The 7740-nt window shown below is 68.7% G+C and carries 7 protein-coding genes; 2 read left to right on the plus strand and 5 right to left on the minus strand.

All coding sequences use genetic code 11. The features are described from left to right. Positions 1-48: 48 nt before the first annotated feature. Positions 49-1500, minus strand: a complete 1452-nt coding sequence (locus ACWCOV_RS12165; RefSeq protein WP_449829296.1) for a GAF domain-containing protein — start codon at positions 1498-1500, stop codon at positions 49-51. A 90-nt stretch (positions 1501-1590) separates the two neighbouring features. Here ACWCOV_RS12165 and adh point away from each other — a divergent pair, with 90 nt between their 5' ends. Further along, complete coding sequence (gene adh, locus ACWCOV_RS12170) at positions 1591-3114, plus strand: aldehyde dehydrogenase (RefSeq protein WP_449829297.1); 1524 nt, start codon at positions 1591-1593, stop codon at positions 3112-3114. 2 nt (positions 3115-3116) lie between these two features. Continuing rightward, positions 3117-3497 (plus strand): DUF779 domain-containing protein, encoded by a 381-nt coding sequence (locus ACWCOV_RS12175; RefSeq protein WP_449829298.1) that lies wholly within the window; start codon positions 3117-3119, stop codon positions 3495-3497. A gap of 46 nt (positions 3498-3543) precedes the next feature. Here the strand turns inward: ACWCOV_RS12175 and ACWCOV_RS12180 are convergent, their stop codons facing one another. The 4 genes from ACWCOV_RS12180 to ACWCOV_RS12195 form a co-directional block, all read right to left on the minus strand. Further along, complete coding sequence (locus ACWCOV_RS12180; RefSeq protein WP_449829299.1) at positions 3544-4029, minus strand: hypothetical protein; 486 nt, start codon at positions 4027-4029, stop codon at positions 3544-3546. A gap of 17 nt (positions 4030-4046) precedes the next feature. Then, complete coding sequence (locus ACWCOV_RS12185) at positions 4047-6542, minus strand: GH116 family glycosyl-hydrolase (RefSeq protein WP_449829300.1); 2496 nt, start codon at positions 6540-6542, stop codon at positions 4047-4049. Further along, on the minus strand, positions 6526-7158 hold the full coding sequence (locus ACWCOV_RS12190) for a hypothetical protein (RefSeq protein ID WP_449829301.1): 633 nt from the start codon (positions 7156-7158) through the stop codon (positions 6526-6528). Before ACWCOV_RS12190 ends, ACWCOV_RS12185 begins: the two co-directional genes overlap by 17 nt. Continuing rightward, positions 7155-7740 (minus strand): carbohydrate ABC transporter permease (locus ACWCOV_RS12195; RefSeq protein ID WP_449829302.1); only part of this gene is annotated, 586 nt, incomplete at its 5' end. The genes ACWCOV_RS12190 and ACWCOV_RS12195, both read right to left, overlap by 4 nt.

Below are 7740 nucleotides of genomic sequence, written 5' to 3' on the forward strand. Positions count from 1 at the left end.
CAGTCATGTCGATGCGGCACTGATCACGCCTCGCGTGTTCCGTCTCACTTACTCCGCGAGCCGGTGCAGGCGGGCGGTGACGGCCGGACGGCGGTGGTCGGTGGCCGGGAGCGTGGCGTCGAGGGACTCGAAGATCTCCAGGTCCTCGGCGCCGGTCGGGGTCTGGGCGAAGCGCCACAGCAGGTCGGCGTCGCCGGCGTCGAGGACGGCACGGCGGAGGGTCGCGTCCAGCTCCTCGCGTTCGGCGCGGAGGGCCGGGGCGTCGGAGCGTGCGAGCAGCGCGCCGGGGTAGAGGTCGAGCGCGCTGCCGAGCTCGCCGGTGCGGAGAGCGTTCAGTACGTCGGTGACGTCGCCGGAGACGTCGGCGATGATCCGGTACGGCTTGGTGTCCAGGACTCCGGCGCCGAGCAGGTTCCGCAGCCGGTGCATCTCGGCGCGGACCGTGGTCGGGTTGCCCTCGTCGCCGTACAGCTGGAGCATCAGCTGCTCGGCGGTGAGGCCGGCCGGGTGCAGCAGGAGCAGTGCGAGTACTTCGGCTCGCCGTAGCGTCAGCGCGATCTCACGGTCGCCGACGACCGCGATCGGCTGACCGGCGCCGAGGAGCTTGAGCCGCAACGACGGCCGGGACCGACGGGCCGGCGTGCCGGGGAGGCGCAGCAGGAAGCCTTCGTCGAGCTGCTCGATCACGCCTTCGCGGCCGTCGCCGAGGTCGATCCGGTCCGCGCCGTCGGGAACGTCGAGCCGGTCGGGCAACCATTCGAGCGGCTGGACCGCGAGCACACGGCCGGTCGGGGTCAGCAAGGCGCCGGGTTCGTCGCCCAAGGCGTGCAGATGCCGCATGTTGCGGGCGCGGAGGAGTTCGTCGGCCGCGGCCATCCGGACGCGGAGCTGTCCTTCGGCCAGCTGGGCCGCGGCGGTGACGAGGGCGACCATCGCCGGGTGGACCGTGCGCAGCGGGCCCGAGACGTCGACGGCGCCGAGCAGCTTGCCGGTGTCCGGGTCGTGCACGGGGGCGGCGGCACAGGTCCATTCGTGGATCCGGCGGACCAGGTGCTCGGCCGAGTGGATCTGCACCGGCTGCCCGACGGCGAGCGACGTACCCATGCCGTTGGTGCCGATCTGGTCCTCCGACCACACTGCGCCCTCCGACAACGCGATCCGGTCGGCCTGGCGCCGTACGTCGGCCGCGCCTTCGCGCCACAGGATCAGGCCCCGGGAGTCGGTGATGATCATGATGTGCGACGCCTCGTCGGCGATCGACGTCAGCGTCTGGCGAAGCACCGGCAGTACGGCGCGCAGCGGATGGTTCTCCCGGAGACCCTCGAGCAGGTCCGCGTCGACGACCACCGGGGGAGCGTCCAGCTCGGGATCGACGGCGGCGGCGAGAGACCGCTCCCACGAAGCGGCGACCAGCGGGCGTGGTGCGCCAGGCGCCCGGCCGCCGCCGAGCACCTCGTCGTACTGCCTGCTCAACCGGCGTGCCTGCTCCGGTGCGTCCATCCAGCCTCACTCCGGGTTGCAACGTCCGTGCAACGTCCCGCCACCTACGTTCGGTCCACCGTCAGGTTCCGACGACGTGAAGGAGGACCGATGACGATTTTCGCAGCTCCCGGGTCGGATGGCAGCCCGGTCGCGTACAAATCGCGCTACGAGCACTACATCGGCGGCGAATGGGTGCCGCCGGTCAAGGGCGGGTACTTCGAGAATCCGACGCCCGTCACCGGCGCGGTGTTCACCGAGATCGCCCGCGGTACGGCGGACGACGTCGAGCGCGCCCTCGACGCCGCCCACGGTGCCGCACCGGGGTGGGGCCGCACCTCGCCGGCCGAGCGGGCCACCATCCTGAACAAGATCGCCGACCGGATCGAGGCCAACCTCGAGGCGCTGGCGGTCGCCGAGACCTGGGACAACGGCAAGGCGGTGCGGGAGACGCTCGCCGCCGACCTGCCGCTGGCGGTCGACCACTTCCGCTACTTCGCCGGCGCGCTGCGGGCCCAGGAGGGCTCGGTCTCGGTCATCGACGACGACACCATCGCGTACCACTTCCACGAGCCGCTCGGCGTGGTCGGGCAGATCATCCCGTGGAACTTCCCGATCCTGATGGCGACCTGGAAGCTGGCTCCGGCGCTCGCGGCCGGCAACGCCGTCGTGCTGAAGCCGGCCGAGCAGACCCCGGCGTCGATCCACGTGCTGCTCGAGCTGATCCACGACCTGCTGCCGCCCGGGGTCCTCAACGTGGTCAACGGGTTCGGCGTCGAGGCCGGCAAACCGCTTGCCTCAAGCAACAGAGTCGCCAAGGTCGCGTTCACTGGTGAGACCACGACCGGCCGGCTGATCATGCAGTACGCGTCGGAGAACATCATCCCGGTCACGCTCGAGCTCGGCGGCAAGAGCCCGAACATCTTCTTCGAGGACGTCGCGTCCGCGCGCGACGACTTCTACGACAAGGCGCTGGAGGGCTTCACGCTGTTCGCGCTGAACCAGGGCGAGGTCTGCACCTGCCCGTCCCGGGCGCTGATCCAGTCGTCGATCTACGACGGCTTCCTGGCCGACGCGGTCGGCCGGACCCAGGCGATCAAGCAGGGCCACCCGCTCGACACCGACACGATGATGGGCGCGCAGGCCAGCAACGACCAGTTCGAGAAGATCCTCGCCTACATCGAGATCGGCAAGCAGGAGGGCGCCCGGGTCGTCACCGGCGGCGGCCGGGCCGAGCTGGACGGCGACCTGGCCGGCGGGTACTACATCCAGCCGACCGTGTTCGAGGGCGACAACAAGATGCGGATCTTCCAGGAGGAGATCTTCGGGCCGGTCGTCGCGGTGACGAAGTTCGACGACTACGCCGACGCCATGAAGATCGCCAACGACACGCTCTACGGCCTGGGCGCCGGCGTCTGGTCGCGGGACATCAACACGGCGTACCGGGCCGGTCGCGAGATCCAGGCCGGCCGGGTCTGGACGAACTGCTACCACGCCTACCCGGCGCACGCGGCGTTCGGCGGGTACAAGAGCTCGGGCATCGGCCGCGAGAACCACAAGATGATGCTCGACCACTACCAGCAGACGAAGAACCTGCTGGTCAGCTACAGCCCCAGCAAGCTGGGGTTCTTCTGACCATGACGGTCGAGAAGGTGCTGCTCACGGACGAGGCGGCGGAGCTGCTCCGCCGTCTCACCGGGATGCACGGTCCGCTGATGTTCCACCAGTCCGGTGGGTGCTGCGACGGCAGTTCGCCGATGTGCTACCCGGACGGGGAATTTCGCACGGGGTCGGCGGACGTGCATCTCGGCGACCTGGTGGTGCCCGGCCTGGACCGGCCGGTCCCGTTCTGGATGTCCGCCGCCCAGTACCAGTACTGGAAGCACACCCAGCTCACCGTCGACGTGGTGAAGGGCCGCGGCAGCGGCTTCTCGGTGGAGGCCCCGGAAGGCGTCCGCTTCCTGATCCGCTCCCGCCTCTTCACCGACCAGGAGTCCGCAGCCCTAGGACTCCCCTGAAGCGAGTGCCGACCGTCCGGTGGCGTTGCCGGACGGCCGGCACTCTTCACTTCCCGAGTACGGCGTCGTAGATGCCGGAGCTGCCGAGGTCCGGGCCGGCTGCCTTCAACCTCAGGATCATGAGCCGCTTGTCGGCCGGCGCGTCCCGCAGTCGCAGGGCGTCCGCGACGTGGGGGCGGTCGACGACGTGCAGCCAGAAGGTGAGGTCGATCTTCCAGGTGTCTGTGCGCAGGACGGCGTAGAAGCGTTCGTCGGTGATCGCCGGGGTCGGGCGCCGGTCGCCGCGCTCGTCCTGGAAGTCGACACTGCGGAGGTCGACGCGCCGGGCCAGCGTTGCCAAGCCTTCCAGGACCGTGGCCGCGGTGGCGTCCGGAGCGTCGAACATCACGTCGAGGTCGCGCACGACCATCAGCCCCGACAGCGCGCTCCCGATCACCACCGGCGGCCAGGGAAACGCAGTCTCGAGCTGCAGCCGGTCCGCCAGCTGCCGAGCCTCGTCCTGCAGAGCCTGTGCACGTTCGACGAGCGACATGGTGTCGACGGTAGAGGTCAGGTCCGGGGGATCACCAACGGTTTTCCGGGGACGACGACGGCTTCGGCGGCCGGAAGTGCGGTCCCGTCGACGTGCACTGTGTCCACGTTCAGGTGGCCGGCGTGGCAGGTCAGGGTGATGGAGTCGGGGGTGCTGGTGGCGACGCCCCAGCCGGTGCCGGCGACGAAGGGGAGTTGCCAGATGTCGGCGGAGCGGGCGATGTCGAGTGGGGCGAAGGTGAGGGCGCCGGACAGGGCGTCGTACCGGAAGCCGGCCAGGGCTTCGAGGACGGTCCAGCCGGCGGCGTTGCGGATGTAGTGGTCGCCGCACTCGATCGGGTTGAAGGGATTGCGGCGGCTGCCGTCGTACCGGTCCCAGAGGCCCTGGAGGATCTGGAAGGCTTCGTCGACGAGGCCTTCGTAGAGGCAGTGGGCAGCGACCTGGTACTCGGATCCGGTCCACACCTCGTCGCAGTACCGGGTCGGGACGTCGGGACGGCCTCCGTACGGCCAGGTGCACATGAGGAGGCCGGTGTCGTTGCCGTCGGCAAAGACGCGGTAGGGGTGGTCGAAGCCCTCGAAGTTCGTGCGGAGATTGTGTCGGACCACGTTGCGCAGGGCGGTTTTCACGTGGTCAGCGGGGAGCATGTAACCCAGGTCGAGTTGGTGCGCCCACCACTGACCGACTAGTTGGTCCGCGAGACAGCCGTCGCCCCACTGGAAGTCCGGCTTCTCCTCTGGTGACAGCACTTGCTTGTAGTACTCGCCGGTGAACAGCAGCTTGTCGTACGCCTTGCTGCCTGCTTCGAAGAGCATGCGGTAGTCCTTGCCGTCCGCACCCAGCAGTTGGGCCATCTCCTCGGCAGCACGGAGTGCAGCGAGCCAGAGTGTGCCCATGAAGGTGTTGACGCCACATAGGTCGATGTCGTGCGTGCTGGGCTGGACGCCACGCAGTACGCCGGTCGCGGCCGGGTCCCACTTGGTGCGGATGTGGGTGAGCAGTCGCTCGACGTTCGGCCACCGCTCGGCGAGCCAGTCGAGTCCTGCGCCCTGCCGCACCTCTCTGTAGGTCTTGAGGACGTTGCCGAGCATGCCGTCGAGTGCCGGCTCTTCCGGGCCACCGATGGCCACGTCCCACAGTTGCCGGTGGTACGTCGGTGCGATCACCCGGTGTGGGATGTAGCCCTCGGGTGCCTGCATCACGTCGTACTCCGTGTCGCGCATGTTGCGTTCGAGCGCGGGGAAGAGGCGGGACAGGGTCTGCTCGTAGTTCCAGACGTGAGTGCAGTTGAGTGGGCAGGAGCCGCCGTACCGGCCGCCCCACATGCCGGTGGACGCGCCGAGCACTCCCTCGAAGCCGAACACCGTGCCGTCGTCCGTCTGGAAGACAGTTGGGCTGCGTACGTCGGCAACGAGAGCGGCGAGTCGTGGTCCGGTCTCACCGGGCAGAGTGCTCGACGCGAACGCGTCTGCCCAGGCTGCGGTGCGTGCCTCGAGCTCAAGCCACTCCGTGATGAAGGAGTCGGCCACTGCGACGGCATCGGGCGTACGGCGGGTGTACGCGTTGCCGAGCCAGAAGCGGCTGTGGCCGTAGTCGCGCTTCGGGCCGAACTGCTGAAAGTCGACATATCGGTTCGGGAAGTGCCAAGCGATCAAGAACCGCACCTGCGTGGTCTCGCCCGGCTCCAGGCGGAACGGCGTGGCGAGACCGCCGTTCCACGTCGTCCCGGGAGCGCTGGGACCGTCGGCAGGGAACGGCCGGCGGGTCGGACGACCGGCCAGGAAGGTGATGAACTGCTCCGGCGTCGACCACTGGGGATAACTCAAGGCCTCACTGTTGTCGGTCGAGAACACCAGCTGCCCGGCGCCCGGGTGATCGGAGCCGAGCACAGTGTTCTCCAAGACGAGCGCTGTCCACTGGCCGGTACGCCGTACCCGGTTCGTGTTGCCGCCGTACAACGAGCACGAGACCCCGTCGATCGGAGTCACACCGTCCCAGCCGACCGAGTTCTGCAAGGCGCCGCCGAGCAGACCGTGCACAGGGAAGTCGCCGGTGTTGTGCAGCGTGAAGGTGAACGCCGCGACCGGCAGGGAGCTCGCCGCCGAGTCAGCAGGTACCAGCGGGTTGAACACCTCCATGCTGACGTCCAGCGGCAGGTCGGTCGCATAGTCGACCCGAGCCCGCGGATACACCGCCGACACCGTCGCCTCACCCACCGGTCGCAGCAGCTCATGCAGCCGCCGCTCACCAGCCGGTACGACGTCATCCGTCACCAGTGGCGTGTTCGTCGGCTCCCGCAGCGGGCCTTGCAGCAAACGGATCTCGTCGATCGGCGGCTCCACCTGCGACAACCGGAGCGCGAAGAAGCTGTCCGGAACCTGAGCCTCGTGGTTGCCGATGTTGTGCAGCTGCCACTGCCGCAGCGCGCCGTTGCCGGCCAGCGCCACGGTGCCGGTCCCCAGACCTCCCAACGGCAGCGCGAAGTGCGTCAGCTTGTCACCGGTGTAGTGCATGATTCTCCGTCCAGGTACCGGCCGAGGCGAACAAGGCCACCGGGCCAGGGGCGAGCAACAACAACGATGCAGTGACCGACGTGCCGAGCAGCAGCGCGACGAAGGCCAACGCCAGCACGCCGAGTGGAACCAGCGGCGCGCGTGCGACCAGGTGAAGTGCGGTCAGCCACAGTGTCTTCCCGCGCAGGCTCGCGGTCACGCGCAGACTGAACGCGTAGCAGGACGCCAGCAAGGCCAGCATGGTCGCACAACCGCTGACAGCCAACGGGATCGCGAAGACCGGACCGCTGTAGGCGGCCTGGTTGAGCAGAGCGAGCGCAGCAATCACGGCAGGCACCGCAGCCACTTCTAGGCCCGCGAGGCCGCATCGTCGCAGGTTGCGGAGCAGCAGCCACACACCACCGCGACCGTCACGCACGACTGAGTCGGCAGTAGCCATCACAGCCGCCCACACCGGTCCGACCACGAGCGCTCCGAGCAGCACGCTGACGGGAGACACTCCCGGCATCAGCAGCACGACGAGTCCGGACGCCGTACACACCAGGACGCCGGCGGCTGCGACCAGCGGTAGCTCGTGCCACATGGCGCGCACGGCGGCAGGTAGGTAATCGGTCATCCGCGCAGCCCGGTGGACGCGATCGACGCGATGAACGAGCGCTGGAAGATCAGGAACAGCACGAGGATCGGCAGCACGACCAGCGTGATCGCCGCGAACAGCACCACCGCCGGGCCGCCGCCCATTGCCCCCTGCAACGACACCAGCCCGACCGGCAGCGTCATCTTCTCCGGCGACGACAGGAAGATGTACGGCCAGAAGAAGTTGTTCCAGGACGCCTCGAAGACGAAGATCCCGAGCGCGGTCAGCCCCGGCCGGGCCAGCGGCAGGATCACCCGGAACAGGATCCAGAAGTGCCCGGCGCCGTCCATGATCGCCGCCTCGTCCAGCTCTCGCGGGATCGACGCGATGTACTGCCGCAGGAAGAAGATGCCGAACACGTTCACCAGCGCCGGCAGCCAGATCGCCACCGTGGTGTCGACCAGGTGCAACCACCGCATCAGGATGAAGATCGGCACGACGGTCAACTGCACCGGTACGACGAGTGCCGCGAGCAGCACCGAGAAGATCTGATCACGTCCTGGGAAGCGCAGCCGGGAGAAGGCGTACGCCGCCAGTGCACTGGTCAGCAGGGACCCGGCG

The sequence above is a fragment of the Kribbella sp. NPDC002412 genome, assembly GCF_053592935.1.

What these genes read in the sequence shown, in the direction of transcription:
- ACWCOV_RS12185 (WP_449829300.1), bottom strand. Translation starts at nt 6,542, where the DNA reads ATGCACTACACCGGTGACAAGCTGACGCACTTCGCGCTGCCGTTGGGA.
- adh (WP_449829297.1), top strand. Translation starts at nt 1,591, where the DNA reads ATGACGATTTTCGCAGCTCCCGGGTCGGATGGCAGCCCGGTCGCGTAC.
- ACWCOV_RS12165 (WP_449829296.1), bottom strand. Translation starts at nt 1,500, where the DNA reads ATGGACGCACCGGAGCAGGCACGCCGGTTGAGCAGGCAGTACGACGAG.
- ACWCOV_RS12190 (WP_449829301.1), bottom strand. Translation starts at nt 7,158, where the DNA reads ATGACCGATTACCTACCTGCCGCCGTGCGCGCCATGTGGCACGAGCTA.
- ACWCOV_RS12180 (WP_449829299.1), bottom strand. Translation starts at nt 4,029, where the DNA reads ATGTCGCTCGTCGAACGTGCACAGGCTCTGCAGGACGAGGCTCGGCAG.
- ACWCOV_RS12175 (WP_449829298.1), top strand. Translation starts at nt 3,117, where the DNA reads ATGACGGTCGAGAAGGTGCTGCTCACGGACGAGGCGGCGGAGCTGCTC.